Source organism: Planococcus shenhongbingii (genome assembly GCF_030413635.1).
Taxonomy (GTDB): domain Bacteria; phylum Bacillota; class Bacilli; order Bacillales_A; family Planococcaceae; genus Planococcus; species Planococcus shenhongbingii.
Genome location: NZ_CP129235.1, coordinates 1,780,525 through 1,804,798, shown reverse-complemented (window position 1 = coordinate 1,804,798; position 24,274 = coordinate 1,780,525). Strand labels below are relative to the sequence as shown.

The following is a 24,274-nucleotide window of genomic DNA, read 5'->3' as shown; positions in this document are numbered from 1 at the left end:
TACTAAACTCCTTCATTTCGCATTATCTCTTTGACTATATAAAAATTAACACTCCTCAAATCACGCCAAGTTTTTTTGCCAGATCCGCAAAAGATTTTCTGGCAGCATCAAGGTCCTTCTTCAGTTCAAGCAGCTGCTCCACCTGTTCTTTTCCAACTTTCCCATCTTGATGCGTTTGATCAACATCGGTGATCCGCTCAATGTAACCACGTCTCTCAAACGAGTAAATGGATAGTTGAAGGTTTTCATGGCTAAGCTATTAAAGCTCTCCTTCAACTTTTCATTATGCCGATAATCACTTACATATGTATATTTTCCCATTTGAATGTCCTCCAATTTAAAGTTAAAAAAATTACGTGAGCTGGTGGCACTGTTCAATAGCTTGGCGACAGGTTGCACGGCCCGTTGCCAACATTCCGATTGTGAAAAATCGATCTGGAAAAGTTTTTCCCAGCTGTTTAAGTGGCAGCTTTCCCGCTCACTAAGAAATCCTTGGAATTTTCGGTTGGAATGTTCATCTTCTGCGGCTTGCCCCAAAAGTTTATTTCTGAATAAAAACCTGGACGGGTAGAGATAAGTGTTTTCAGTCAATTAGGCTCTTGGTTATGCGATTCGAACCGTCTGTAAGGACACCTGATTCATTGTTTCTAGTGAATGCGCGGGAACCGGCAATCAAGGCTTGACAGAGGCCCCGTTCATCTCTGCAATTTTCACTTCTGATCGGGTCGGTTTTTTTTTGCATCCGCATTTTAGTTGACGTATTGGAAAGCCAAATGAGGTACCATCTAGAAATGGCTTTTCCTCCTTTTCATTCTTTACCTAAAGCAATCCAAACTTTTTCCTTATTACATTCTTTGCTGCAGGAAGCCCTAAAGCCTGAAATTCTTGCCATTCTGACACGGAGCGGCCGTCAATCCTCCATATGCCCTTTTGTTTCTTCGCGTCAATGATTCCTGCGCTTATCCAGTGAGTAATGGTTGAACGGCTAACTCCAAAAATTGGCATGGCCTCCGTGATGGTATAAGATTCCTTTTCCATGCCATACCTCCCAGGTGTCTTTTTACCTATTATATACCATTTCTTTACCAGAGGGAATCTTTGGAATAAATCGGACTTTTTCTTACAACCTTTTCTTAAGAGAGTAAATCCGCTCACTTATGTATTATATAGCGATTAACCTCCCTATTTTAAGGGATGATGGTCATCTCTTGTTATGGCGGCCCTTTTGTTTCAAAATCCAATACAGAAAATGATGAAGGATCATCCCAAACTTAATGAACAAAGAAAACTTAAGTGCTTATGAAAACTATTCGTGAAATTATGCTTTTAAAGATAAAAAGGGAGAGAAGATGTGGTGCTGCACCCCAAAAGTTAGAGTTAAAAATCTAACTTTCGGGGTGTTTTTTCTATGATGAAATATAGCGAAGAATTCAAACTGAAGCTGGTCAACGAGTATTTGGCTGGCCCGTTGGGCTATCCGCGCTTAGCCCGAAAATACGGGCTATCCAGCCACGGGCAAATAGCACGCTGGGTGCGGGCTTTCCAGGCATTCGGAAAAGAAGGATTGCGGAACAGGCAAAAAAACCGGGTGTATTCTGTTCAATTCAAATTGGATGTATTACACTTTATGAAACAAACAGGCGCTTCCTACCAGGACGCAGCGATTGAATTCAAGATGCACAACCCGACGCTTATTGTGAAATGGAAACAGACATTTTTGGCGGAAGGGGCAGGAGGCCTGAGAAAGAAAGGACGGCCACCCATGGCGAAAAATTCGAAAAAGAAACCGGCAAAACCGGCTGGGACGATGTCCCGTGAAGAACAACTTGAACGCGAGAATGAGCTTCTCCGTTTGGAAGTCGCTTATTTAAAAAAGTTGAACGCTTTCCAGGAGAATCCGGATGCCTACCTCGAAAAGCACAAGCAGCGCTGGCATTCGAACTCCAAAAAGAAGGATTCCGATTAACGGATGTGCTGGAGATCGTCGATCTGCCAGAAGCGACGTATCATTACCACCGCCAGCGATTTGGGTTGGAAGATCCGGATCTGGAATGGAAAACGTTGATTCTGGCGCTCTTCGAAAAACACGACGGCCGTTACGGGTATCGCAGGATCTCTCTGGAATTAAAGGCGCAAGGGTACGTCATCAACCACAAGAAAGTCCAGCGCATCATGGGCGAATTGAACCTCACTTGCGTAAAGTTCATTCGGAAATCGCGCTATCGTTCCTATAAGGGGCAAGTAGGCACCATCGCCAAAAACCGCTTGAACCGCCGGTTCCACACATCGCGCGCCTTCCAAAAAATCGTGACGGATGTCACCGAATTCAAGTGTATGGGCGAGGAAAAGCTCTACTTAAGCCCCATGATGGATCTCTACAATGGCGAAATCATTGGCATGAGTATGGCGAAACGCCCAACCCTCGACTTCGTCATGGAATCGTTACGGAATGCCCTGCCAGTCATCGGAGAACAAGCCAGGTATCGGACCACCATCCACTCCGACCAAGGCTGGCATTATCAGCACCGGTACTGGGTGAAGGCATTGAAGCAGCACCGGATTTTCCAAAGCATGTCCCGAAAGGCGACGTGTGCCGACAACGCGGCCATGGAAAACTTCTTTGGCCTGCTTAAACAGGAGATGTACCACGGAGAAGAACGGGTCCCGTACGAAGAATTGAAGCTGAAAATTGAACGGTACGTCCACTACTATAACCACGAACGCATTAAGCAAAAATTGGCCGGCATGAGCCCGGTGAACTACCGAATTCATGCCAGCCAATTAGCTGTATAACTGAAACTCTAACTTTAAGGGGTCACTACCTGTGCTTTGAACACCCTTTTCTCTCCCTTTGTATTTAAGTAACCTCTGAACGTTCCTACTAGGTCAACTTATTATGTATGGACTTATAAAAACCCATCCAGCGACCAAATCGATGGTTTGAAGATTAATCATTTATATAATTTTTAGTTTGTATATTTAGTTGGAATTTTTGGTAAATTAAAGGTACACTTTAAATATCTAAAAAAAGGGAGATTAGCCTATGTTATCAAGCATTGCAGTAGAAGTTTTAAAAGGATTCAACAAACAAAAAAACTTCGCAAGGGCACAGTAAACCAACTAAAAGCCTTACTGCTGACCCCTGCAATCTAATTGGGGGACATTAAATTGATTAAGCAATATAGTGAAAATTTTTTATCAGGAAATGAAGTCGCTTTACGGAAAATCACAAAAGAGGATTATGAAAAGTTCTTTGCAATTGAAAATGTTATGGAAAGTCGTTTACTAATGAATGATGGCATTCCATTTCCTCCTACTGATGCAGACCACGAGAAATTTCTTAATGAAATTAGTTCGGAGAAAGATGACTATGCGTTTGCAATCGAACTTAAAGACGAAAAGCTTTTCATTGGAACGATCGCTGTTTACTTAGTGAATTGGAAAAGTGGGACTTGCTACGTGGGTATTTCAATAGGTCCTGACCACCAAGGAAAAGGCTATGGAACTGATTCAATGAACGTATTGGTAGACTTTATTTTTAATTACATGAATTTGAATAAGGTGAAACTTCAAGTGTTTGGCTATAACAAAAGAGCGATTAGCTCTTATGAAAAGTGTGGTTTCCGGTCGGAAGGTACGCTAAAAGAAGAAATTTTTAGATTTGGTAAGTATCATGATGTTTATATGATGGGTCTACTTAGAACAGACTGGGAAATGCAAAGTCATCAATAATGCTTGGACAGACAGACCAGTTAACTGGTCTGTTTATTTATCTTTTATTCAACTCACAGTTTTTTTAGGCGAAGATTCAACTGACTTTATGCAGCTTTTTCTTATTGAATAATGGAGTTACCTACTTCCGTGAAGTGATGATATGTAAACTAAATATGAAAAGGACGAGGACTGTTTGAAAATCCAAAAAAATTGAATTGATGACAGCGAGCATATAAAACATATAGAAAGATTTTTATTTATTAGCTTAAAATGACTTTTGTCAACCGTTGAACCGAGGACTGTAAGGTCTCTTCCCCTTCCAGATAAGCCATCGCTACGCCATAAATCCCCCAGCTCCAAAACGTGGCAAGCGTCAGGTGTTCCTCCTTTACTCCCCGTTCCTTATCCAGCAATGTGTGCAGTGTTTCCGTTAAGCGCAGTTTGACCTCATGATCCATTTTCGGTTTGAATTCTTCGTAGGCACGTTGACAATGACGGGCTAAATCGGTTCGAGACCTCCTGATGGCTTCCAGCGACAGCCGAATGGTCTGCTCATTCACAACTTCCTGCAGCGCCACTTCTGCGAAAAATTCCCTTGTCAGCACTTCGCTTTGAATCGCATCGATCAAATCATACTTATCCAGAAAGTGGTAGTAAAAGGTGGATCGGTTAATTTCGGCTTGCTGCGTAATATCGGCAATGGTGATGTCACTGAATTCTTTGTGTTTGATCAGTTCCATAAACCCTTTGATAATCTTTTGTCGGGTCCTTTGAATCCGAGGGTCTTGCTTTTTCATACTTCTCTACCTTTCTCAAAACATTATTTTTTCAACAGTCGTTGGATTTAATGAATGTTTTCAGTATAGCAGAAAAAAATAGGCAATTCACGGCGCTGTCGACTGCGCCGTGAATTGCCTGGATAAAGCTTGGACCGATTAGAAACTCATGGCGGCCGCTTTGGCGCGCTCAATCCCTGCTGCTTTGATTTCTGCAGCTTTCGCTGGCATTTTTGCCTGTCCTTCGATAAATAAGCCTTCGTATTCCGTAATTCCCATGAAGGCCATGATGAATTTTAAATACCGATTGCCTAGCTCTTCCTCTGCTAAATGACCTGTTGAATAAAAATCGCCGCGCGCTTGAATGTGGAACACTTTTTTATCTTGAAGTAAGCCTACGGCGCCCGTTGCCGTATATTTAAACGTCTTTCCAGGTACGGCTATAGCGTCAATGTAGGATTTTACCACTGCCGGAAAAGAGAAGTTCCACATCGGCGTGACGAAAATCATCTTATCAGCTGCCATGAATTGCTCCAGAATTTCATCCAGGCGCCCCACTTTCGCCAGTTCTTCCGCTGAAAGAGCGTCTACCGGCTGCCCCGCGCGAAGTTTTCCCCATCCGCTAAACACCTCTGCATCCAACTGAGGAACATGCTCCTGGAATAAATCTATAGTTACAATTTCATCGGTTGCATTTGCTTCTTGATAGGTTTCAATGAATGCCTTTCCTGCGGCCATACTATACGAATGGTTTTCGTCATTCGGATTTGCGGTAATGAATAACACTTTGTTCATGAGTAATTCCCTCTTGTCTTTTTAGATTTACAACACTTGTTGTCCAACTTAGTATAGAATTCGCAGCGATCTGAACAAACCAACAGGTTGCCCATATTGTTGGAAATCCAACATTTAGCTGAAATCGACTAAAAAAAGAATAGTTTGATTTCTTTCTCAAGAGAGGGAGTTTCGAGAAGGCAGCTTTACCGTTTATTGACTCTCTTGAACTTCTTGAAGACAATTAGTCCGGATACACTAAACCAGTAGAAGTAAAGTTCTGCGAACAAAAGAAAAAGAAGAAACCCATTGCTAGTTTCTTCCCTTGTAGTAATTTAATGATTTTTTAAAAAATTCTCATTTTATTTTACATTCAAAAGCATCTATTCCTTAATCTATTAGTAAGTAACTCCCTCTACGAATTTCACTCATGTCATCAAGGAAAATAAAAGACAGCTCGTTCTTTGAAAATCGGCTGTCTTTTTCCTTTTGGGCAAGATAACTAGAAAATTCTTCTTCTCCATAATGCCAATCCAATCAGATTAACAAACACGAAGGCTATTCCCAATGTAATAATCCAAGATTTCGGATCTTTATCCGCAAGAGGCAACGACACATTCATTCCAAAGAAACTGAACACCAATGTCGGAAGCGTTAGAAATACTGTAAATAACGTAAGAGTTTTCATGGTATTGTTCAATTCATTGGAGATGAGTGACGAGTAGGAACCTGTTATGCTGCTTAATATTCTTGTATATAATTCAGTAGTCTCAATCCCCTGGTTATTTTCGATTTTTACATCTTCCAAAAGATCCTTGTCATCTTCATACAGCTTTATGGAATGTATACGAAACAGCTTGGTGAGAACATCCCCGTTTGATTTTAATGAAGTGAGAAAATACACTAAACTTTTCTCAATTTCCATCAGGTCATAAAGTTGCTTGTTCGTTAATGAATCCCGTAAGTTCCGTTCGATTTTGAGACGGTGCTTATTCAAGTTTTTTAAATTGTCCAGATACTGAGTCGAAATGGACAATAATACCTCGAGTGCAAAACGGCTTTTCATGAGAGTGCTGACATTTTTCTTAATAAGAGCGTTTAAAAAGCTGCTCGGCTGTTGACAGATGGTGACGATATAATCCGGCCCAACGATGATGCCAATAGGAATGGTGATGTACGAATTAAACTGCTTATTATTTGAATCAACTACTGGAAAGTCATTAATAATTAGTGTACTAGCAGTCTCTTCATCATATTCAATGCGCGCACTTTCTTCTAGATCGAGTGGATCTTCCAGAAATCCGATCGGAATATTGCAAAGCCGGGCTACTTCCTCCAGTTCTTCTTTTGACGGGACGGTAATATTAATCCAGCTATTTTTTTCAAATTTTTCTAGTACTTCTAGAATTCCATCAGGAGAGGTTTTATAGATGGTAAACATTCTATATCCCCCTTTCTATTTTAATTGAATCACTTGTTCCTATAAAGCGCTGTTATTTTTTAGAACTGACGTCACAAATTTAACCCTACCTGAAAATCAGATCAGTAAAAAGCTTTTTCTGCAAGAGTCTTTTTGTAACTTATTGAAGTGGACACGCAACTACTTGAACCCAAAAAAACGCTAAGCTTCTGAACATAACCGGCTTAGCGTTTTTTCTTACTCAAAGAGTTGGAACCACTGCCTTGCAATTTTTTGAATGGTTCAATCATAACCTTAAATTGAAAGAGTGCGCATTCGCTTTCGATGGCATCCGCCACTCATTAACTAACCGGAAAACTCAGTCCAGCTTAGATCGCGATTATTCCCTGCTGCACAACGCTAACCTTATACATCTTTTTTCGGAATCATCGGTACTAAAAGAAATGAATCGTACTTTCCTCCGGCATAAATTGAATGAGTCCCTTTGTTTACGGTTTCCGTATGCCCGTATCCCCGTAGAACCCCAGTAGAGTTTTCTTCAATAACAATCTCGCTGCCTTTTATGACCAGCACCAGACTTTCTCCCACTCTTAGGAGAATGCTTGAAGGCAATATTTCAATTTCTACTGGAACGACCTCATCTTTATCCAGCTTCAATAACCGCTTATGCTGAAGCACAGGCTGATAAGGAGTCGATCTTTCAAAATCCAGCTCTCTATGAGAAACTCTCAGCCACCCGTTTGCCACTTGACCATTTTCAAGATGGTTAAAGCTGGGCAGGAACACTTCTTTGCCGCGTCTGTCGTATTTCTTAATCCCGACAAATAGATCCATATCATCCGTGTCATCGGCAGAGACCCAGAGCTTGAGCTTCATATTTCCCGTGAGTTCGATGTCCTCTTCAGCGGTAAAGGTAAACCTTAAATTATTATTTTCTTTCTCTTCGGGCTCCGCGTTATAGGCAAGTCGGGTTTCGTTCTGAACAGGGCTCTGTTGGAATGCCATTTCCTCCCCATCTAAATAAAGCTCAGAATACTTTGTACGAGCTATCGGCCATTCATCTGCGCTATGAATCTGTCCCTTATAGAATTTTTCCCGGACCTCGTAACGCACCCGCGGGGTATCCATCCAATCATTCTCGATGCTCTTCAGGAAATAATCGAAAAATTCCTTCTGTTGCTCCAGCGATTCACGTAAGTAATAAGTTTCCCATTCCTTGCGGCCATGAACTAGCAGCCACTTATTTTCGGAGGAAGCTTGCTTGAACCCTTCAAAGGTACCTCGGCAATGCAAGCCTTGGGTCGACCAGCTGGCGCAGACAAACATAGGCACTCTTATGTCGGACAAGTTAACCTGTCTCTCTTCCCAATACTCATCGAGCAGTGGATGGTCTTTTTGCGCCTTCATCAAATTTTCCACTTGGTTTTTTGGCCACCGACTTTTTAATAATTGCTCGAAAGAAGAGGAGAAAACCGTTTCGGGTATTCCGCCATGGAAGTACCATTCCCGATACAAATCACTCGTCCCTTCCCACGGAATGATTGCTTTTAGATGAGGAGGATTCAGTGCGGCCACTTGCCACTGGGTCATGGCCAAGTAGGAAACGCCGTTTAGCCCCACATTGCCATCGCACCAGTTTTGAACCCCTGCCCATTCAATGACGTCGTAATAATCTTGTGTTTCGGCTTTCGTCCACGGATAGAGTTCCCCCTCTGAATTCGAGCTGCCCCGCGCAGCAATTTTTACCAGCACATAATCGTTTGGCACCCAAAAACCGGGATCGGGTGATTCGAAGGGAGTGAAAAGTGATGTATCGATGCCGCCTAAAGTCGGCCAGACAGTACGAAAAATATCATAGGGCGGCAAACCGTCCTTATTATACGGATCCATGCTCATTACCGCCGGAAACTTCCCGGGCTTATTCGGTCGGAATACATTGACGTATAGGATAATTCCATCCCGCATTTTGACAGGCACATCTTTTTCCATGATCATCTCTTGATTTCCATAATGTGCAGTCGACATGACGATGTTATTTAAACCTGCGTTCGTTTCATTGGGATGTGTAGGCTTTAAATCTGGGCGTCCTGTGAATTTGTTCATTTCATTTACTTCCTCTCATTTGGAAACCATAGGCTTCCTTAATTTTATAAAGAATTCTTACTTTTGAACAAGTGGCTTGGCTTGATTGAAGTTGAATCCTGCGCAGTAAAAAATTTGCAAAACGGCAGCTTTCCCTTCTCTCAATTAAGTTACAATAATGAACATCCTGTTGTTTATTACAGTTTCATTGTAAAATTGCAGCAAGGCTCATTCAATGATTAAAAACAGCAAATGTGTTGGCTATGGAACACTTTTATAGGTTGTGTTGGCTAAAATTAAGGAGGAATTATTTTGGGCACTAAGAATACTGATTTACGCGTTATTCGAACAAAAGAATCCATTCGGCAGGCATTGGTGGAATTGATTGAAGAAAAAGGGTTTGAAAGCATTACGGTGAAAGATCTGACCATGAAAGCAAGAATCAACAGAGGGACCTTTTATGCCCACTATCAAGACAAATTTGATTTGATGAACAAATGCGAGAAGGAAATTATGCTTGATCTGTCCAGCATGACCAAACAAAACTATTCGAGTGTGATTACCGCTCTGGAAGTTGAGGATGCGCAAAGTTCTCCCCCTTTCACCCTGACCGTTTCATTATTTGAGTATTTGAACACAAATAGTGGATTCTTGAAAGCGGTCCTCGGCCCAAAAGGAGATTTATCGTTTCAACTAAGACTGAAAGAGTTTATGTGGGACACGCTCTATGGAAATAACTCAAACGCCTTTATAAAAGAAGAAAACCTTCGTGTGCCTAGCTGTTACTTAGCTGCTTACATGGGTACTGCTATCATAGGAGTGATCCAGGAATGGCTAGGAAACGGCAGCAAAGAATCCCCCCAAGAAATGGCACGTATTTTGACGACCATGATGGTGAACGGTCCTTATTTTGCAGCAGGACTTAAAAAATGAGTTTTCTCTGAACAAGGATATCCTTAGAAATGAAGTAACCCCCCGCGTAGTGAATGCTTTTCAAAAGATCTGCTACCCAGAAGTTAATTCCCACATCGAGTGCTATTTAAAAAGCGTTCGTAAAAGTACACTTTTACGAACGCTCCAAAACCATACAAAAGCCCAAAATAAAAACGTTCGTAAAGGTCCTAAAACACTTTACGAACGTTCGCTATTTCACTTGTACTTTTACGAACAAATGAGTTCTTAAATTCCGCCGCTTTCTCTTTTTGCTTACTGGCAATCCTGCTTTCATGTAACTTCTGTCAGTACATAGATTTCAGTTTATATCATCCGTGTTTCTTATTGCTTATTTACAAAAGATATTTTACATTCGCTATTATTTCACTGGACCGCTATTGATCTCAGTAAGTTGTGAATTCACCGCAAAGATTTTGGCGTTTACATCCGTTATGCCAAAACCGGCGAGTCTCTTCGTATGCATTTCCACGTATTCTCCCGCCGCTTCTTTTGTTTCGAAAAGGTAGATTCCTCCGGCTTCCTTTGTTTCGGGGCTTTCTGTCCAGATTTTCCAGATGAAGCCTTCTTCTTCGTTGATGCTTTTCGCTAAATCGGAAAACCCAACTGCCATTTCATCTCCGAAAGGTCCATCCATTTTGAAATCCACTTGTGCGATAAAGGCCATGTTCTTTTCCTCCTCGTTATTTGACCGTTGTAAAATAAGATTCTCCCAGGATTTCCTTCGCTTCATAGCGGCCTGGTGAAAGTTCTTTTTCAATAAAAGCATTGATGCCGGTTGGGTCCACATCGTACATGACTTCAATTTCTTTGGAAAACAGCAATTCTTCTTTTTCAAGCAAGCGCGAAAGCGACGGCTGCTGCTTGGCTTGCAGTTCTTCCTGGTTCAGGACCTGTTTCAAGCCATCGACATAAGATTCAAAAGGACGGCCTCCGACAAGTTTCACACCTTTGTTTTCTTCGTTGACCATGATAATCGTCGGGAAACCTCTGGCACCTATGCTTCTCGCCAGGCTGAAATCTTCATTTAATAATTGTTGGCCGCGTGGCTGCTCCGCTTCCGCTATAATGGCTTCTCCGTCAAGCCCCATCTTGTTGACGATGTCAATCATGACCGCTTGATCTGAAATGTTTTGATTGAAAGCGAAAAGGGCTTCTCGTGCACGGCGCAGGTACTCGTTGGCTTTTGCCTCATCATGTTTTTCCTGGATCACTTTGAACACGCGGGAAGGCGGATACGATGACTGGACGGGGTTATCAATCATCAAAGACCCGTCAATCGGCATTCTTGAGTGTTCCCCGACTTCTCTCCAATGGCCCGCAACGTCGGCTGGCTTGTAGATTCCATTTGCCGGGTCAATCGGTCCGTCATGCCATTTTTCCAGCAATCCGCCCATTACCGTTTGGAACTTGAAATGGTCGCCGTATTGCTCGGTGAAACGGCGAAGCACCGGTTCGATGGCCCAGCAATGCGAACAGATCGGATCCGTTACATAATACAAGGTAATCGATTTTTTTGGCTGATTCAAATCAATGATCTCCATTTCTTCTTCTCCAGCCACTCCGCATACACCTGTTTCTAAATCACACATCATGTTGTTATTGTTTTTCAATTCTTTTCCCTCATTTCTATTTTTTTAAATAAAGATTGTATTTTCTAAGAGGCTCTGTTTTATTTGCCTTACAAATCCATCTTAAGCCATAATGGATTTAACCCATACCAATAGATAGGCAGATTTGTCGCTTATGCAACACATATGAGAAACTGTAGGAAAAGTAGGTGAAGAAAACATGACGCAATCAAAAACAGATCCACGGGTTTTGCGCACGCGCAGAGTCATCATGGATTCGTTCATTGACCTCTCAGGAGAAAAGGAATTCAAAGACATCACCGTAAAGGATATTACCTCCAAGGCGATGATTAACCGTGCGACTTTCTATTATCATTTTGAAGATATCTACGATTTACTGGAGAAGGCTTTATTGGAAGTATGGTCCGTCAATTTGGGTGCTGAGTATTACCAGAACAACGCCTTGAATACAGAAGCACTGGTCCACGTTTTCAAAGCCATCACCAATTTCCAATTGTCCTTATCCACCCGCTGCCATAGAGGCTACGAAGATACGATTGCCCGGATCATCCGGGAGCAGCTTGAAAATATTTTCTATAAGATGCTGGTGAAACAGCGGCCGACTGAAGACGAGCAAGCGCTTAAAGTGGCGGCGGTGATGTTGAGCTGGGGAATTTACGGCGCTTCGGTGGAATGGAAAAGAAATTCAAAGAACGTTGCGCCGGAAGAATTCATCAAATCCGCGATTCCTTTTATCCTGTCTGGCATCGATACCCGACTCACGAATGAACAGATGGGTGTTGAGAATTAATTAGTAGCCACTTCATAGATCTGCATTTCTTCTAACCGTCTAATGGGTATCATCCTGAAAACCAGACTAAATAAAACACTTTTCGCTGTGAATCAGGCATGGAAATGCCAAGATGTCAGCGAAAGGTGTTTTTCATTGGGCGAAAAGACCAGTTATCCGATTTGCGCTTGTAATAACCACAATCAAACTGTTCTAAAATGATGAAGGAAAACTTCTAATGGAAGGATACGATTATTTATTCGTCCGACTACTACACAGTCGGATAGGCACCGTCCCAGACCACTTTCCTATAATGGCCCGGATCCGTGTCACCTTCTGTGCTGATGATCAGAACTTTAGAATCCTGGTTTAAATTCAATTCTTTTTTCATTCTACTAAGGTTTTCATTTTCAGCCAGTTGACTAAGCAATCCCATCCCGACTGCGCCGGATTCGCCTGAGATAATGCGAGGGTCAGAGCTTATTGGGTTTGCGAGAATCCGCATGCCCCGTGCTGCCACATAATCAGGACACGAAACAAAGATCTCCGCAAAATCTTTTAAAATGCCCCATGAAGCTATACTGGGTTCACCGCAAGCCAATCCGGCCATGATTGTATCCAAAGCTCCGGTCACTGCATGCGGTTTTCCATCTCCAATCCTTATCGATTTGTATAAGCAAGCTGCTTTTTCCGGTTCGATAATCACTGTAACCGGCCGTTCATCGCCATACTTTTCCACCAGGCAGCCGAGCATGCTGCCGGCGAAAGAACCGACGCCTGCTTGCAAAAACACATGCGTCGGCCGGTCAACGCCGGTTTCAGCCATCTGTTCCAACGCTTCATCCATGATTGTTCCATACCCTTGCATGATCCAAATCGGAATTTCCTCATAGCCATCCCAAGCCGTGTCCTGCACCAACACCCAACCATTTTCTTCAGCCATCCGGTTGGCCAGCTTAACGGTGTCGTCATAATTCAACTCGGTTATGAAGGCTTCCGCGCCTTCTTTCCGTATATTGTCCAATCTTATTGGCGAAGATCCTTTCGGCATGCAGACAACTGATTTTTGCCCGAGCTGGCTTGCGGCCCAAGCGATGCCTCTTCCGTGATTGCCATCAGTCGCTGTTACAAAAGTGAGGGCTCCAAGCCGCTCCTTCACTTCGTGGCTTCTTAGTTTTTGAAAAGATACTTCTGAAATATCGGCGTTCAATTTTTCTGCCAGGTATTTGCCAAGCGCATAGGAACCGCCCAGCACTTTAAAAGCGTTAAGGCCAAAACGGTGAGATTCATCTTTTACCCAGATGTTGCAGACCTTTAAATGCTTGGACAAGCCGGTCAAACTGTGAAGGGGCGTTACTTTATACTCGGGAAAGCTCTTATGGAAATTCCTGGCCTGTTCAACGGCCTTCCTGTTCATAAAGCCTGCACTCGCATTTTCATCGTTAGATTTTCGCCTGCTTTTATTCGCTAGATATTGAATCTCCCCTTCATTATCTGTAGCATTCATCATTTTTCTCCTCCTATTTTATTGGAGATTTCTGCCGTCCATCTGATGGTTACTTGCTAGACCGCAGCCTACGCCAAGCACTGCATGGGCTCCAGCTGGCAAGCAGCCCTTTTAAAATATGCCACCTACTTGTTGGTTACCAATCGATTTGTCTGCCATTCCGGAAGAACCCTCCATTGGGGCCATCCGAGCCAATCGTCGCTAGCCAAAGGATGGACGCGGCTGCCTGCTTTGGGGTTCTCGGAGCCGAAGGTCCACCCATATCTGTACTTACCCATCCTGGACAAGCTGCATTTACTTTGATGTCTCCTTTGAGCTCTGCAGCGGCCAATTGCGTCAACCCATTTAAAGCAAGTTTGGAGAGTTTGTAGGCGCCTACTCCCGGAACAGCCATTTCTCGCAGTTCTCCATAGCCTGAAGAAATATTGATGATTCTTCCATAGCCATGCTTTTCCATCAGCGGAAGAAAAGAATGCATCACATAATATGCCCCGAAAAAGTTCGTCGCCATCGTTTTTTCCAGAATGCCAGGGTCCATGGCCAATAACTTTTCATGCTCATCCAAATAAACGCCCGCATTGTTGATCAATACATCCAATCTGCCATATTGATCATTTATCGCACTCGCCGCTTGGCGAATGCTTTCCTTTTCCTCGACATCCATTACTGCGAACGAAACGTCCAGTTTTGATTCCTGAAGTATTTGAGCGGCTTTCTGGCCTTTTTCAGCATCCCGGCTGGTCAAAATGACTTTAAAGCCGTTCACTGCCAATTGTTTCACCAACTCATAACCTATTCCCCGATTCCCGCCTGTGACAAGTGCGACTTGTTTAATGTGTGACATTAGATTTCTCCTCCCGCTACTTATTCCGTGGGTCTCTTATCTACTGTTTCGCAACTGCTGGCAGCCTGTTAATCGTTTTTTCTTTATTCCTCCTTACATCATTTTATAAACACAAGAATACCTCAGATTAAATTGGCGATCACACTTATAAACTATTCTAAAACCAACTTGCCGTAAACAGAAAAAGACCACAAAAATGAAGTGAGAGAAACAAATTCAAACTGCTTTCTTCTCTACCGGCTTAATTGATAGAGACAGCTGTTGCATCACCATAAGTTTTGCAGCTGAGCCAGTGGGTGTTTTATTATCAGAAAAATTAATATATAGTTGATGACATAGTAGCTGTATCAGATTTGTTTTGCAGCAGCTCTTTTTTATCCTCATACTGCTTGATTTATGAAGTGAGGCAAAAAAACCGGACAGCCGTTCAGCTACTTTCTATTTTGGGATGGTTAAGTCTTAAAAAATCAGGAGGCCTATATGAAAGAAAAACTTTGGAACGACGTAGATGATTATTTCACGGAGAAGCTCCACAACTCAGACCCTGTGATGGAAGCGGTGCATCAAAACAACTTTGACGCCGGCTTGCCTGGAATCGATGTGTCACCGAATCAAGGCAAGTTTCTGAAACTGATGGTGAAACTGGCTAACGCCAAAAATGTCCTGGAAATCGGTACACTTGGCGGCTATAGCAGCATCTGGATGGGACGCGCACTGCCTGATGACGGACGCCTAGTGACGCTCGAATACAAAAATGCCCACGCCATTGTGGCGCGAGAAAATATCGAAAACGCCGGATTGTCCGATAAAATCGAAGTGATTGAAGGTGCGGCTATCGACACTTTGCCGATGCTCAAATCACAAGGCTGGACGCATTTCGATTTGATTTTCATCGATGCTGACAAACCGAACTATCCTCATTACTTTAAATGGGCTTTGGAGTATTCCCGGCCTGGCACAGTCATCATTGCCGACAATGTCGTCCGCGGCGGCCGCGTTTTGGATCCGGAAGATCCAAACGGCAAAGCGATGCGCGACTTCATGGACTTGATGGCGGATGACACGCTGATCGACGGCACGGTCATGCAGACGGTCGGTAGCAAAGGTTATGACGGATTTGCGATTGGAATTGTGAAATAAGCTTGTATTTAAGGCGTTCACTAAGAGATTTTGCCTCTTGGTGAACGCTTTTTTAATTTAAACCAGGCGAAAAAGTGAAATACTGTCCGGTGACCACCAAATACTGTCCGCTTTCAAGAAATACTGTCCGCTACCTAAGAAATACTGTCCGGTGGCCTTCTCACGTCATTTCATAGCTGCTTGGATGATCAGGAAATTCGGTTTCTTCATCAGCCGCTCGTAACTTTCCGGGGCCAGGTCTTTGAATTTTAACGTCGGCTTCGGTTCGATGATTTCCTGGATGGCAAAGTGTTCAAGCGTTTGATTGAAAATATCGCTGAGCGGCCGGCGGTAAAAGAGGACTTCATAAGCCTTCCCCGACTTCTCCCAGTGGTCGGTTATCAGTTCGGTTGAAAAATAATCGGCTTCCGCCAGCAACTCGATATCCGTAAACGGATGATGGACCGAAAACAGCAGCCGGCCTCCCGGCTTTAGGATCCGTTTAAATTCCTGAAACGTTTTGCCCCAGTCCTCCAGGTAATGAAGCGTCAACGAACTGACCACCCAATCAAAAGAACGGTCTTCAAACGGCAAAGCCGCTGCCAGGTCGGCGCATAGCACGTTCGCCTTGGCCCCCATCCGTTTCTTGGCCGCATTGACCATTTCCGGGCTCAGATCAATGGCGGTGACATTCGCGCCGCGTTTTTCCAATTGCTCGGTATACCAGCCAGCGGCGCAGCCGGCATCCAAAACGCTGTGGCCCTTCATATCCATTGGCAATTGCGCCATCATTTCCGGCCGCTCGTATTCGCTGTTGTATAGACCCGTTTGATCTGCTTCATTGGCATAATAACCGGCCAGCTGGTTATACACTTCTCTGACTTTGTCTTTCATATTCCGCCTCCTGGATTTTGAATGTTTCTTCTTACCTTATCCTTTCTTTTCCGGTGATTCAATGTGTTGGTTTAATTTTCTGAAAACGATTGCGTTTTGGTTTTAACTGGTATATGATTAAATCAAATAAATTTGATTAATAGAAAGCAGGGATACGTATGGGTTCTGGCATTGAACAGATCGCTTCCACTCAGGACTTTGATCTCTACGCACAGAAATTCAAGGCATTGGCGGACCCAAAACGGCTGGAGCTGCTCAATATGATTTGCCGGAGAGGTTCTGTCTGCGTCTGTGACTTGGTCGAAGAAATGGACATCCCGCAATCAAAACTTTCCTACCACTTGAAGATTTTGCTGAATGCGGAATTGCTGCATAAAGAAACCCGCGGAACGTGGAGTTATTACTCCTTGAACAGCCAGGAAATGGACAGGCTCTTGTCAAACGAAATCTGCCGCGTCATCAATCCATCTTGTTAACCGGGATGGTTTTTCTGTAAGACAATAAATCAAATAAATTTGATGAAGGAGTGAGTGTTATGGAAACCACACAATTACCAGTTGCTATTATCGGCGGAGGACCGGTTGGTTTGGCCGCTGCTGCCCAGTTGGTGAAACGGGGGCAATCGTTTCTGTTGCTTGAATTGGGAGCGCAGCTCGGCACCAGCTTCCTGGATTACGGCCATGTCCGCTTGTTTTCGGCTTGGCAATACAATATCGATGAAGCGGCAAAAGAATTGATGGAAAAATACGAAGTTCCGATACCTGCTCCCGACCGGTTGCCTTATGGGCGGGATATTGCAGAGCAGTACTTGCAGCCGCTTGGCCAATTGCCGGAGCTCAAGCCGTTTATCCACTTGAACAGCCAAGTGCTCCACATCAGCCGCAAAGGCCTCGATAAAGTCAAAATGGAAGGACGCGACGAACGCCCATTTGAACTGGTGGTGCAGGAAGACGGTACGCTCCGCACTTTCCAAGCGAGAGCAGTGATCGATGCGACCGGCACTTGGCAGCAGCCGAATCCGCTCGTTTCAGGCGGCATGCCTGAAATCGCCAACCCGCATATCCATTACGGCATTCCGGATATTCTCGGTGCCGACCGCCAGCGTTTTGAACACAAACGCATTGCCGTTGTGGGAAGCGGGCATTCGGCTTTAAATTCCATTCTCGACTTGGTGGCGCTTAAAAACGATGCTCCAGCTACCGCAATTTCCTGGATTCTCCGCCGCCCAAATGCTGCAAGTGCCCTCGGCGGTGGAAGCGACGACCAGTTGCCGGAACGCGGAGCGCTTGGCAGCCGCGTAGGCAGCGTCATGGCAAGCGGAGCCATTGCAACCCAGACGGCCACAACAATCGCTTCTTTGGAGTCGAATGAGGACGGCACCGTCACGTTGATCGCCAATCAAAACGGCGGCTTCGTGGAACTCGGCCCATTTGATGAAATCATTGCGAATACCGGCTCCAAACCGGATTTCTCTTTCCTTCGTGAAATCCGCTACAGTTTCGATCCGGCACTTGAAAGCGTGCCGGCTCTTGCTCCATTGATCGACCCGAACGTCCATAGCTGCGGAACTGTCCGGCCGCACGGCGAACAGGAATTGCGTCAGCCGGAAAAAGATTTCTACATCGTCGGCGTGAAAAGCTATGGCCGTGCCCCGACATTCCTGATGGCGACTGGCTACGAGCAAGTCCGCTCGGTTGCCGCGCATTTAAGCGGCGATACGGAAGCCGCAAAACGGGTGGAATTAAAGCTGCCGGAGACCGGCGTCTGCTCAAGCCGCCCGATTCCGGTGCAGGTTCTTACAGCGGCCGGGTCCGGATCAGCTTGCTGCGGCTGAGTTGAAGTTTATCAGGTGCCTCAGTATCCTAATTCGACAAAACATAAAAAAACGCGATTCCATTTGGAAAAGCGTTTTTTAATTTATTAATCTGTATGTTATGGCATGCTTCCATATTATTACCCCAGTGAAACGATCAGCAACGGAAGAAAAATCAATAAGCCGGCTGCGAGCCAGACACTCATTTGTGGATCAAGCCGCTTATCCAAAAATTCGAACCGCCCCTCGACAGCTCTATTCAATGAACTCCCAGCAGCCGAGATCAGCATGAAAAGAAGAAATGCCAGCCATCTATTGGATTCCAGCATCGGGTCGATCACGCGAAAATATACACCAAAGGCAATCAAAACCATTAAAAAGCCGAGCAATGTCGACCTTCTCATGCCACACCCTCCCTTTCACCGTTTAAAACTTTTGACAAAGCCAACTAGCTGTTGCCAGGTATTACGGAAAGACGTAATGAAAGTTTCAAAAAGATTCAATCCTTTGCCCGTTTTTCCAGATGGCCTTATATTTCTTTTCATATTTGCTGTCTTCTTCCAACCCGATCAAGTCCAGCGCGATTTGCTTAATTTTCATTTCCTTCGTTTCATCAAACAACTTTCTCAGGCCCTGGATAATATCAAACCGGATCAGCGTATGGTTTTTTTCGGCTGTGCAATTTTTAAAGCGGTCAGCCAAATGGTCCACAACCAGCCCCTGCTGTTCATCCCCGGCTAGCCCGACTCGCCAAACGGCTTGCAGTGCTTGCCTGGCTGTGACAAACTTAGGATCTTTCGTCACTTCCCACAGCGCCGGAAAGTCATCCAATATTCGGTTCTCCGGATCACTGATGGCTAATTGCGAAAGAAATTGGGCCGCCCGTGACCTTGTATGATTGTTCGGATCAGTCAGGCCTTTCAATAATTCGTCCCATATTTCATAGGCCCAGTCGACTTCTTTTTCGGTAATCGCCATTATGCTGGTGAATGATTCGTATTGAATTTGCTTGTCAGGCGATTCCAATCCATCAAAATAGCGTTGGATTTGTTGTTCCATTTTATCCGCTCCTATCGGTTGTTTAACATATCTCTTGCTGGGTTGGCTGCAGTTTGTTGCCGTCGATCACAACTTGTTGAATCCATTATAACAAAAGGCTAAGCACCCTTTTAGTTTACATAACAAAAATATTTAACACATAAGTATATGCTTATGTAATATCAAAAGCCCCTATGCGATTTTTTAATGGGGTGAATTTTAGTTTACATAACTTATTTATTTTTCTCATAAGAAGATACTTATGTATCTTCAGTATACGCTGGAATCAAAAAACCCTTTCCTTTCAGGAAGCGCATTGTACAGCGGCAAATCCCAAAGTATGGCATAGCTCCCCTCTTCCAACTCCAGCAACTTCAGCGGCCTTTTTGGCTTTTTGCAGGGGCCGTTCTAAAGCGCCTGTTCAATTTGCACCCAATAAAAAAGACTGCAGACCGCTCGATTTTCTCGAGTTTGTCTGCAGTCCCGGCTCCTCCCTTTTCAGGAGACGCCTTCGTCTTTATTATTCTTTTTTCTCTAATCGGTAAACGGTGACCGGTGTGCCATCCGTTCCTTCATCGAGAACGAATGAACCGTTCGAATAACGGTCAACCGGCTTCAGGGTATTGACAGCCAGCGTCAATCGAACGCCTTTTGCCGTTTCAATCAGTATTTCTTCTTCTCTGCCTGTCGTACTGACAACCGCCACTACACGGTGAGGATTTGCTTTCAATTCTCGCAGCATCACAACGCCGCGTTTTGCCCGGCTGCCTGTTTCGAATTCCTGCAGCTTCATTTTCTTGGCGGCTCCGCGCTGCGTCACCAAAATCAGATCCTGCTTTTCTTCCAAATCAATCATGATGGCCGAGACGGCAAAGTCCCCGTCTTTCAAATTCACGCCTTTAACGCCAGCTGTACGCAAACCGGTAATCGGCACTTCTTCCATCGGGAAGCGCACTGCGTGTGCTTGGTTGGTGGCAATGAACAATTCGGTTTCTTTGGTCACGAGCCCCGCGAAAATCAGCGAATCGCCATTTTTCAAATTCATGGTCTTGATGGTCTTCGAGTAGCGCTGAACATGATAATCCTTCAAGGCGGAGCGTTTCACCAGACCGTGTTTGGAAACTGTCAAAATACTGGCATCCGCATCGAAATTCTCAAACGGATAAACGGCCAAAATCGACTCGTTCGGTTCCAGCTGCACGATGCTCGACAAATGCTGGCCCAGGTCTTTCCATTTGATGTCCGGCAATTCGTTAACGGGCTGGTACACGAAGTTCCCGTTCGTCGTGAACATCAGAATCGTGTTCTGGGTATTCAAGCTTCCTTCAAACAGCAAATGGTCCGTATCTTTCATCGCAAAGTCCTGGCCATTTGAAGCTGCATGCGACCGCGTGCTGGTGCGTTTCACATAACCTTCTTTAGTAACCGTGACTACGACTTCCTCGCTCGGAATCATGACTTCACGGGTAATGGTGATTTCCTGGATTTTTTCCTCGATGGCAGAACGGCGCGGCTCGGCAAATTGCTTGCGTACGGCAGCCAGCTCTTTCTTGATGACATTTTTCAGTTTGGTGGCACTGGTTAAAATGCCGGTCAATTCGTCGATCAATTTTTTCAAGGTCGCCGCTTCATTTCTCAAATCGGTGATGTCGGTATTCGTCAATCGATATAATTGCAAAGAAACAATCGCTTCTGCTTGTGCTTCAGAAAAAGCGAAAGCGGTGATCAAGTTGTTTTTCGCATCCCGTTTGTCTTTAGACGCCCGGATGGTTTTGATCACTTCATCGAGGATCGACAGGGCTTTCATCAAGCCATCCACAATGTGCATGCGGTCATTGGCTTTTTGCAAATCATACTCCGACCGCTTCGTGATGATTTCCTTGCGGTGGGTGATATACGCATCGAGCAGAGACGGCAGCGTCATCATGGTTGGACGGCGTTTATAGATGGCAACCATATTAAAGTTATAGCTTACTTGAAGATCCGTGTTTTTGAATAAATAATTCAAAATGCCGTTGGCGTCCACGTCTTTTTTCAGTTCAATGACAATGCGCAGACCGGTTCTGTCTGATTCATCGCGCACTTCCGAGATGCCTTCCAATTTTCGGTCAAAACGGTGGTCATCGATTTTCTTGATCATTGTCGCTTTATTGACTTCAAACGGAATTTCCGTGATGACGATTTGTTCTTTTCCGCCTTTGAGCGGTTCCACTGCAGCTTTGGAGCGGACCACAATTTTCCCTTTGCCGGTTTCGTAGGCTTTCTTGATGCCATCGACGCCTTGGATGATGCCGCCCGTCGGAAAATCCGGACCTTTGATGACCGTCATCAATTCGTCCACTGTCGCTTCCGGCTTATCCATGCGCATCAGTACCGCGTCAAGCACTTCATGCAAAGCGTGCGGCGGAATATCCGTCGCATAACCGGCAGAAATCCCGGTAGAGCCGTTGACCAATAAATTCGGGAATCCAGCTGGCAGTACCGTCGGCTCCATATCAGAATCGTCAAAGTTTGGAATGAATTCCACTGTCCGTTTGTCGATGTCGCGCAGCAATTCACCGGAAATCGCGGACAAGCGCGCTTCCGTATATCGCATGGCAGCCGGCGAGTCGCCGTCCATCGATCCGTTATTGCCGTGCATTTCCACCAGCATATGGCGGATTTTCCAGTCCTGGCTCAACCGCACCATCGCTTCGTAAACGGAACTGTCCCCGTGCGGGTGATAGTTGCCGATGACGTTACCGACGGTTTTGGCCGATTTCCGGAACGCTTTGTCGTTCGTATTGCCTTCTTTGTACATCGCGTACAAAATCCGGCGCTGAACGGGCTTCAGCCCGTCGCGCGCGTCCGGAAGGGCCCGGTCCTGGATGATGTACTTACTGTAACGCCCAAACCGATCGCCGATGACTTCTTCTAAGGGCAGATCTTGAAAACGTTCGGTTTGTGTCATACAACTTCCTCCTCAGCATGAATCAAATCATTGTCTAAAATATTGCCGTCTTCTTCCATTCCGAAGTCGACGTTGTTTTCAATCCATTTGCGGCGCGGTTCCACTTTATCGCCCATCAATGTCGTGATTCGGCGTTCAGCGCGGGCGCCGTCTTCTATCGTCACGCGGATCAACGTCCGGGTTTCCGGATTCATGGTCGTTTCCCATAGCTGATCGGCGTTCATTTCCCCGAGTCCTTTATAGCGCTGCAAAATATAGCCTTTGCCGACTTTTTTCGTCGATGCTTCCAGGTCCGCTTCGGTCCAGGCATAGTCGATGACTTCTTTCTTGCCAACGCCTTTTGACACTTTATACAGCGGTGGAAGGGCGATAAACACTTTGCCGCCTTCGATCAGCGGTTTCATGTAACGGTAAAAGAACGTCAACAGCAGCACTTGGATATGCGCGCCGTCCGTATCGGCATCGGTCATGATGATGACTTTGTTGTAAGCAATGTCGTCAATGGAAAAATCAGACGAGACACCGCCGCCGATTGCGTGGATGATCGTCGAGATTTCCTCGTTTTTCATGATGTCTTCCAGTTTCGCTTTTTCGGTATTGACGACTTTCCCGCGGAGCGGCAAAATCGCCTGGAATGTCCGGTCGCGGCCTTGCTTCGCCGAACCGCCGGCCGAGTCTCCCTCGACCAGGTACAATTCGTTTTTCGAAGCGTTCCGGGACTGTGCCGGCGTCAATTTGCCGGACAGCAAGACGTCGGATTTTTTGCGTTTCTTGCCATTCCGTGCATCTTCCCGGGCTTTCCGGGCGGCCAAGCGTGCCTGGGACGCGCGGATCGCTTTGCGGACAAGCGATGCGCTGAGGTCCGCATTTTCTTCCATAAAGTACATCAATTGCTGGGAAACGATCGAATCGACGATGCTTCTCGCTTCACTGGTGCCCAGCTTGCTTTTCGTCTGGCCTTCAAACTGCAACAGTCCTTCCGGAATCCGGACCGAGATGATCGCGGCCAATCCTTCACGGATATCAGAGCCTTCCAGGTTTTTGTCTTTGTCTTTCAATAAATTGATTTTTCGTGCGTAATCGTTGAAGACGCGCGTCATGGCGGCTTTCGCGCCGGTTTCATGCGTCCCGCCGTCACGGGTGCGGACATTATTGACGAACGACAAAATCGTCTCGGAATAGCCGTCATTGAATTGGAACGCGAATTCCACTTCCATTTCGTCTTGCTGGCCTTCGATATAGGCCACCGGATGCAAGACATCTTTTTCTTCGTTCAAATAAGCGGCAAACGCTTCAATGCCCGTTTCAAAAAAGAACGTTTCTTCCGTATCGGTGCGTTTGTCGATCAATTCGATTTTCAAGCCTTTTAACAGGAATGCGGACTCCCGCAACCGTTCGCTGAGCGTCTCATAATTGTATTTGGTGGTTGAGAAAATCGTCTCATCCGGCAGGAACTGGATGATGGTGCCGCTTTCTTTTGTCGAACCGATTTCTTCCAGAGTCGTAACCGGCTTGCCGCCATTTTCAAAGCGCTGGCGATACTTTTTGCCGTCGCGGAAAATGGTCACTTCCAGGAATTTTGATAAGGCGTTGACCACAGAAGCGCCGACTCCGTGTAGCCCGCCGCTGGTCTTGTAGCCGCCTTGGCCGAACTTGCCGCCGGCATGAAGCACCGTCAAGATGACTTCAGGCGTCGGTTTGCCGCTGCGATGCATCCCCGTAGGCATGCCGCGGCCGTAATCCCGCACGCTTATGCTGTTGTTTTCATGGATCGTGACCGTAATCCGGTCCCCGAATCCGGCGAGCGCTTCATCGACGGAGTTATCGACAATTTCATACACCAAATGGTGAAGCCCTCTGGTATCTGTTGAACCAATATACATACCCGGGCGTTTTCTAACGGCATCTAGGCCTTCGAGTACTTGGATCGCTTCTTCGTTGTATGCCGTGCTTTTTGTTTTAGCCATTAAAGTTCCCTCCAACAAACATCTGTTCGTACTTTCTTCTTCTTTTAATCGTATCGGTAACGGG

Annotated in this window: 22 protein-coding genes and 1 pseudogene; 8 read left to right on the top strand and 15 right to left on the bottom strand. The window is 45.2% G+C overall.

The window, feature by feature from the left end; genetic code table 11:
• Nucleotides 1-120 precede the first annotated feature (120 nt).
• Entirely contained in the window at nucleotides 121-321 is a 201-nt protein-coding gene (locus tag QWY16_RS09000) for a hypothetical protein (RefSeq protein WP_300992868.1), read from the bottom strand.
• Between the two features lie 498 nt (nucleotides 322-819).
• Nucleotides 820-1,038 carry a helix-turn-helix domain-containing protein gene (locus QWY16_RS08995; RefSeq protein ID WP_300992866.1) on the bottom strand — a complete coding sequence of 73 codons (219 nt, stop codon included), beginning with the start codon at nucleotides 1,036-1,038 and terminating at the stop codon, nucleotides 820-822.
• A gap of 370 nt (nucleotides 1,039-1,408) precedes the next feature.
• Here QWY16_RS08995 and QWY16_RS08990 point away from each other — a divergent pair, with 370 nt between their 5' ends.
• From QWY16_RS08990 to QWY16_RS08980, 3 genes and pseudogenes are all read left to right on the top strand, one after another.
• Nucleotides 1,409-1,966 (top strand): helix-turn-helix domain-containing protein, encoded by a 558-nt coding sequence (locus tag QWY16_RS08990; RefSeq protein WP_300992864.1) that lies wholly within the window; start codon nucleotides 1,409-1,411, stop codon nucleotides 1,964-1,966.
• Nucleotides 1,927-2,793 (top strand): annotated as a pseudogene (locus tag QWY16_RS08985) (IS3 family transposase); the annotation flags it as partial. The gene QWY16_RS08990 and the pseudogene QWY16_RS08985, both read left to right, overlap by 40 nt.
• A 375-nt stretch (nucleotides 2,794-3,168) precedes the next feature.
• Nucleotides 3,169-3,732: a GNAT family N-acetyltransferase gene (locus QWY16_RS08980; protein ID WP_300992862.1), complete on the top strand. Its 564-nt coding sequence runs from the start codon at nucleotides 3,169-3,171 to the stop codon at nucleotides 3,730-3,732.
• Between the two features lie 242 nt (nucleotides 3,733-3,974).
• Here QWY16_RS08980 and QWY16_RS08975 read toward each other — a convergent pair whose 3' ends face one another.
• The 4 genes from QWY16_RS08975 to QWY16_RS08960 form a co-directional block, all read right to left on the bottom strand.
• Nucleotides 3,975-4,511 carry a TetR/AcrR family transcriptional regulator gene (locus QWY16_RS08975; protein ID WP_300992860.1) on the bottom strand — a complete coding sequence of 179 codons (537 nt, stop codon included), beginning with the start codon at nucleotides 4,509-4,511 and terminating at the stop codon, nucleotides 3,975-3,977.
• A 138-nt stretch (nucleotides 4,512-4,649) separates the two neighbouring features.
• Nucleotides 4,650-5,285, bottom strand: a complete 636-nt coding sequence (locus QWY16_RS08970) for an FMN-dependent NADH-azoreductase (protein ID WP_300992858.1) — start codon at nucleotides 5,283-5,285, stop codon at nucleotides 4,650-4,652.
• Nucleotides 5,286-5,766: 481 nt separating this feature from the next.
• The gene (locus tag QWY16_RS08965) at nucleotides 5,767-6,705 is read right to left on the bottom strand and encodes a magnesium transporter CorA family protein (protein ID WP_300992856.1); all 939 of its coding nucleotides are present in this window, start codon (nucleotides 6,703-6,705) and stop codon (nucleotides 5,767-5,769) included.
• Between the two features lie 384 nt (nucleotides 6,706-7,089).
• Nucleotides 7,090-8,787, bottom strand: a complete 1,698-nt coding sequence (locus tag QWY16_RS08960) for a CocE/NonD family hydrolase (protein WP_300992855.1) — start codon at nucleotides 8,785-8,787, stop codon at nucleotides 7,090-7,092.
• Nucleotides 8,788-9,078: 291 nt separating this feature from the next.
• Between QWY16_RS08960 and QWY16_RS08955 the strand changes: the two genes are divergently transcribed.
• Entirely contained in the window at nucleotides 9,079-9,699 is a 621-nt protein-coding gene (locus QWY16_RS08955) for a TetR/AcrR family transcriptional regulator (RefSeq protein ID WP_300992853.1), read from the top strand.
• Between the two features lie 379 nt (nucleotides 9,700-10,078).
• Here the strand turns inward: QWY16_RS08955 and QWY16_RS08950 are convergent, their stop codons facing one another.
• Entirely contained in the window at nucleotides 10,079-10,384 is a 306-nt protein-coding gene (locus tag QWY16_RS08950; RefSeq protein ID WP_300992851.1) for a monooxygenase, read from the bottom strand.
• Between the two features lie 16 nt (nucleotides 10,385-10,400).
• Nucleotides 10,401-11,312, bottom strand: coding sequence for a DsbA family protein (locus QWY16_RS08945; RefSeq protein WP_300993368.1), 912 nt, complete (start codon nucleotides 11,310-11,312; stop codon nucleotides 10,401-10,403).
• A 196-nt stretch (nucleotides 11,313-11,508) separates the two neighbouring features.
• Here QWY16_RS08945 and QWY16_RS08940 point away from each other — a divergent pair, with 196 nt between their 5' ends.
• A complete protein-coding gene (locus QWY16_RS08940; protein WP_300992849.1) occupies nucleotides 11,509-12,099 on the top strand; it encodes a TetR/AcrR family transcriptional regulator in 591 nt (196 codons plus the stop codon).
• 250 nt (nucleotides 12,100-12,349) lie between these two features.
• On the opposite strand, the gene dpaL is transcribed toward QWY16_RS08940, so the two are convergent.
• Nucleotides 12,350-13,588 (bottom strand): diaminopropionate ammonia-lyase, encoded by a 1,239-nt coding sequence (gene dpaL, locus QWY16_RS08935; RefSeq protein WP_300992847.1) that lies wholly within the window; start codon nucleotides 13,586-13,588, stop codon nucleotides 12,350-12,352.
• A 133-nt stretch (nucleotides 13,589-13,721) separates the two neighbouring features.
• Nucleotides 13,722-14,429: an SDR family oxidoreductase gene (locus QWY16_RS08930; RefSeq protein ID WP_300992845.1), complete on the bottom strand. Its 708-nt coding sequence runs from the start codon at nucleotides 14,427-14,429 to the stop codon at nucleotides 13,722-13,724.
• A 480-nt stretch (nucleotides 14,430-14,909) separates the two neighbouring features.
• Here QWY16_RS08930 and QWY16_RS08925 point away from each other — a divergent pair, with 480 nt between their 5' ends.
• Complete coding sequence (locus QWY16_RS08925) at nucleotides 14,910-15,569, top strand: O-methyltransferase (protein ID WP_300992843.1); 660 nt, start codon at nucleotides 14,910-14,912, stop codon at nucleotides 15,567-15,569.
• Between the two features lie 165 nt (nucleotides 15,570-15,734).
• Here the strand turns inward: QWY16_RS08925 and QWY16_RS08920 are convergent, their stop codons facing one another.
• On the bottom strand, nucleotides 15,735-16,442 hold the full coding sequence (locus QWY16_RS08920) for a class I SAM-dependent methyltransferase (protein ID WP_300992841.1): 708 nt from the start codon (nucleotides 16,440-16,442) through the stop codon (nucleotides 15,735-15,737).
• A gap of 158 nt (nucleotides 16,443-16,600) precedes the next feature.
• Here QWY16_RS08920 and QWY16_RS08915 point away from each other — a divergent pair, with 158 nt between their 5' ends.
• Both QWY16_RS08915 and QWY16_RS08910 read left to right on the top strand, forming a co-directional pair.
• Nucleotides 16,601-16,918: an ArsR/SmtB family transcription factor gene (locus tag QWY16_RS08915; protein ID WP_300992839.1), complete on the top strand. Its 318-nt coding sequence runs from the start codon at nucleotides 16,601-16,603 to the stop codon at nucleotides 16,916-16,918.
• A gap of 59 nt (nucleotides 16,919-16,977) precedes the next feature.
• Complete coding sequence (locus QWY16_RS08910) at nucleotides 16,978-18,276, top strand: NAD(P)-binding domain-containing protein (protein ID WP_300992837.1); 1,299 nt, start codon at nucleotides 16,978-16,980, stop codon at nucleotides 18,274-18,276.
• Nucleotides 18,277-18,395: 119 nt separating this feature from the next.
• Here the strand turns inward: QWY16_RS08910 and QWY16_RS08905 are convergent, their stop codons facing one another.
• The 4 genes from QWY16_RS08905 to parE all read right to left on the bottom strand — a co-directional run bounded on the left by QWY16_RS08905 (nucleotide 18,396) and on the right by parE (nucleotide 24,210).
• The gene (locus tag QWY16_RS08905) at nucleotides 18,396-18,659 is read right to left on the bottom strand and encodes a hypothetical protein (protein WP_300992835.1); all 264 of its coding nucleotides are present in this window, start codon (nucleotides 18,657-18,659) and stop codon (nucleotides 18,396-18,398) included.
• Nucleotides 18,660-18,744: 85 nt separating this feature from the next.
• On the bottom strand, nucleotides 18,745-19,314 hold the full coding sequence (locus tag QWY16_RS08900; RefSeq protein WP_300992833.1) for a HEAT repeat domain-containing protein: 570 nt from the start codon (nucleotides 19,312-19,314) through the stop codon (nucleotides 18,745-18,747).
• A gap of 499 nt (nucleotides 19,315-19,813) precedes the next feature.
• Entirely contained in the window at nucleotides 19,814-22,243 is a 2,430-nt protein-coding gene (gene parC, locus QWY16_RS08895) for a DNA topoisomerase IV subunit A (RefSeq protein WP_300992831.1), read from the bottom strand.
• The gene (gene parE, locus QWY16_RS08890; protein ID WP_300992829.1) at nucleotides 22,240-24,210 is read right to left on the bottom strand and encodes a DNA topoisomerase IV subunit B; all 1,971 of its coding nucleotides are present in this window, start codon (nucleotides 24,208-24,210) and stop codon (nucleotides 22,240-22,242) included. The genes parC and parE overlap by 4 nt, the downstream gene beginning before the upstream one ends.
• Nucleotides 24,211-24,274 lie beyond the last annotated feature (64 nt).

Bases quoted from the DNA above. Each gene is read 5' to 3' on its own strand.
- QWY16_RS09000 (WP_300992868.1), bottom strand. From the start codon at position 321: ATGGGAAAATATACATATGTAAGTGATTATCGGCATAATGAAAAGTTG.
- QWY16_RS08995 (WP_300992866.1), bottom strand. From the start codon at position 1,038: ATGGAAAAGGAATCTTATACCATCACGGAGGCCATGCCAATTTTTGGA.
- QWY16_RS08990 (WP_300992864.1), top strand. From the start codon at position 1,409: ATGATGAAATATAGCGAAGAATTCAAACTGAAGCTGGTCAACGAGTAT.
- QWY16_RS08975 (WP_300992860.1), bottom strand. From the start codon at position 4,511: ATGAAAAAGCAAGACCCTCGGATTCAAAGGACCCGACAAAAGATTATC.
- QWY16_RS08970 (WP_300992858.1), bottom strand. From the start codon at position 5,285: ATGAACAAAGTGTTATTCATTACCGCAAATCCGAATGACGAAAACCAT.
- QWY16_RS08965 (WP_300992856.1), bottom strand. From the start codon at position 6,705: ATGTTTACCATCTATAAAACCTCTCCTGATGGAATTCTAGAAGTACTA.
- QWY16_RS08960 (WP_300992855.1), bottom strand. From the start codon at position 8,787: ATGAACAAATTCACAGGACGCCCAGATTTAAAGCCTACACATCCCAAT.
- QWY16_RS08950 (WP_300992851.1), bottom strand. From the start codon at position 10,384: ATGGCCTTTATCGCACAAGTGGATTTCAAAATGGATGGACCTTTCGGA.
- QWY16_RS08945 (WP_300993368.1), bottom strand. From the start codon at position 11,312: ATGATGTGTGATTTAGAAACAGGTGTATGCGGAGTGGCTGGAGAAGAA.
- QWY16_RS08940 (WP_300992849.1), top strand. From the start codon at position 11,509: ATGACGCAATCAAAAACAGATCCACGGGTTTTGCGCACGCGCAGAGTC.
- dpaL (WP_300992847.1), bottom strand. From the start codon at position 13,588: ATGATGAATGCTACAGATAATGAAGGGGAGATTCAATATCTAGCGAAT.
- QWY16_RS08930 (WP_300992845.1), bottom strand. From the start codon at position 14,429: ATGTCACACATTAAACAAGTCGCACTTGTCACAGGCGGGAATCGGGGA.
- QWY16_RS08925 (WP_300992843.1), top strand. From the start codon at position 14,910: ATGAAAGAAAAACTTTGGAACGACGTAGATGATTATTTCACGGAGAAG.
- QWY16_RS08920 (WP_300992841.1), bottom strand. From the start codon at position 16,442: ATGAAAGACAAAGTCAGAGAAGTGTATAACCAGCTGGCCGGTTATTAT.
- QWY16_RS08915 (WP_300992839.1), top strand. From the start codon at position 16,601: ATGGGTTCTGGCATTGAACAGATCGCTTCCACTCAGGACTTTGATCTC.
- QWY16_RS08910 (WP_300992837.1), top strand. From the start codon at position 16,978: ATGGAAACCACACAATTACCAGTTGCTATTATCGGCGGAGGACCGGTT.
- QWY16_RS08905 (WP_300992835.1), bottom strand. From the start codon at position 18,659: ATGAGAAGGTCGACATTGCTCGGCTTTTTAATGGTTTTGATTGCCTTT.
- QWY16_RS08900 (WP_300992833.1), bottom strand. From the start codon at position 19,314: ATGGAACAACAAATCCAACGCTATTTTGATGGATTGGAATCGCCTGAC.
- parC (WP_300992831.1), bottom strand. From the start codon at position 22,243: ATGACACAAACCGAACGTTTTCAAGATCTGCCCTTAGAAGAAGTCATC.
- parE (WP_300992829.1), bottom strand. From the start codon at position 24,210: ATGGCTAAAACAAAAAGCACGGCATACAACGAAGAAGCGATCCAAGTA.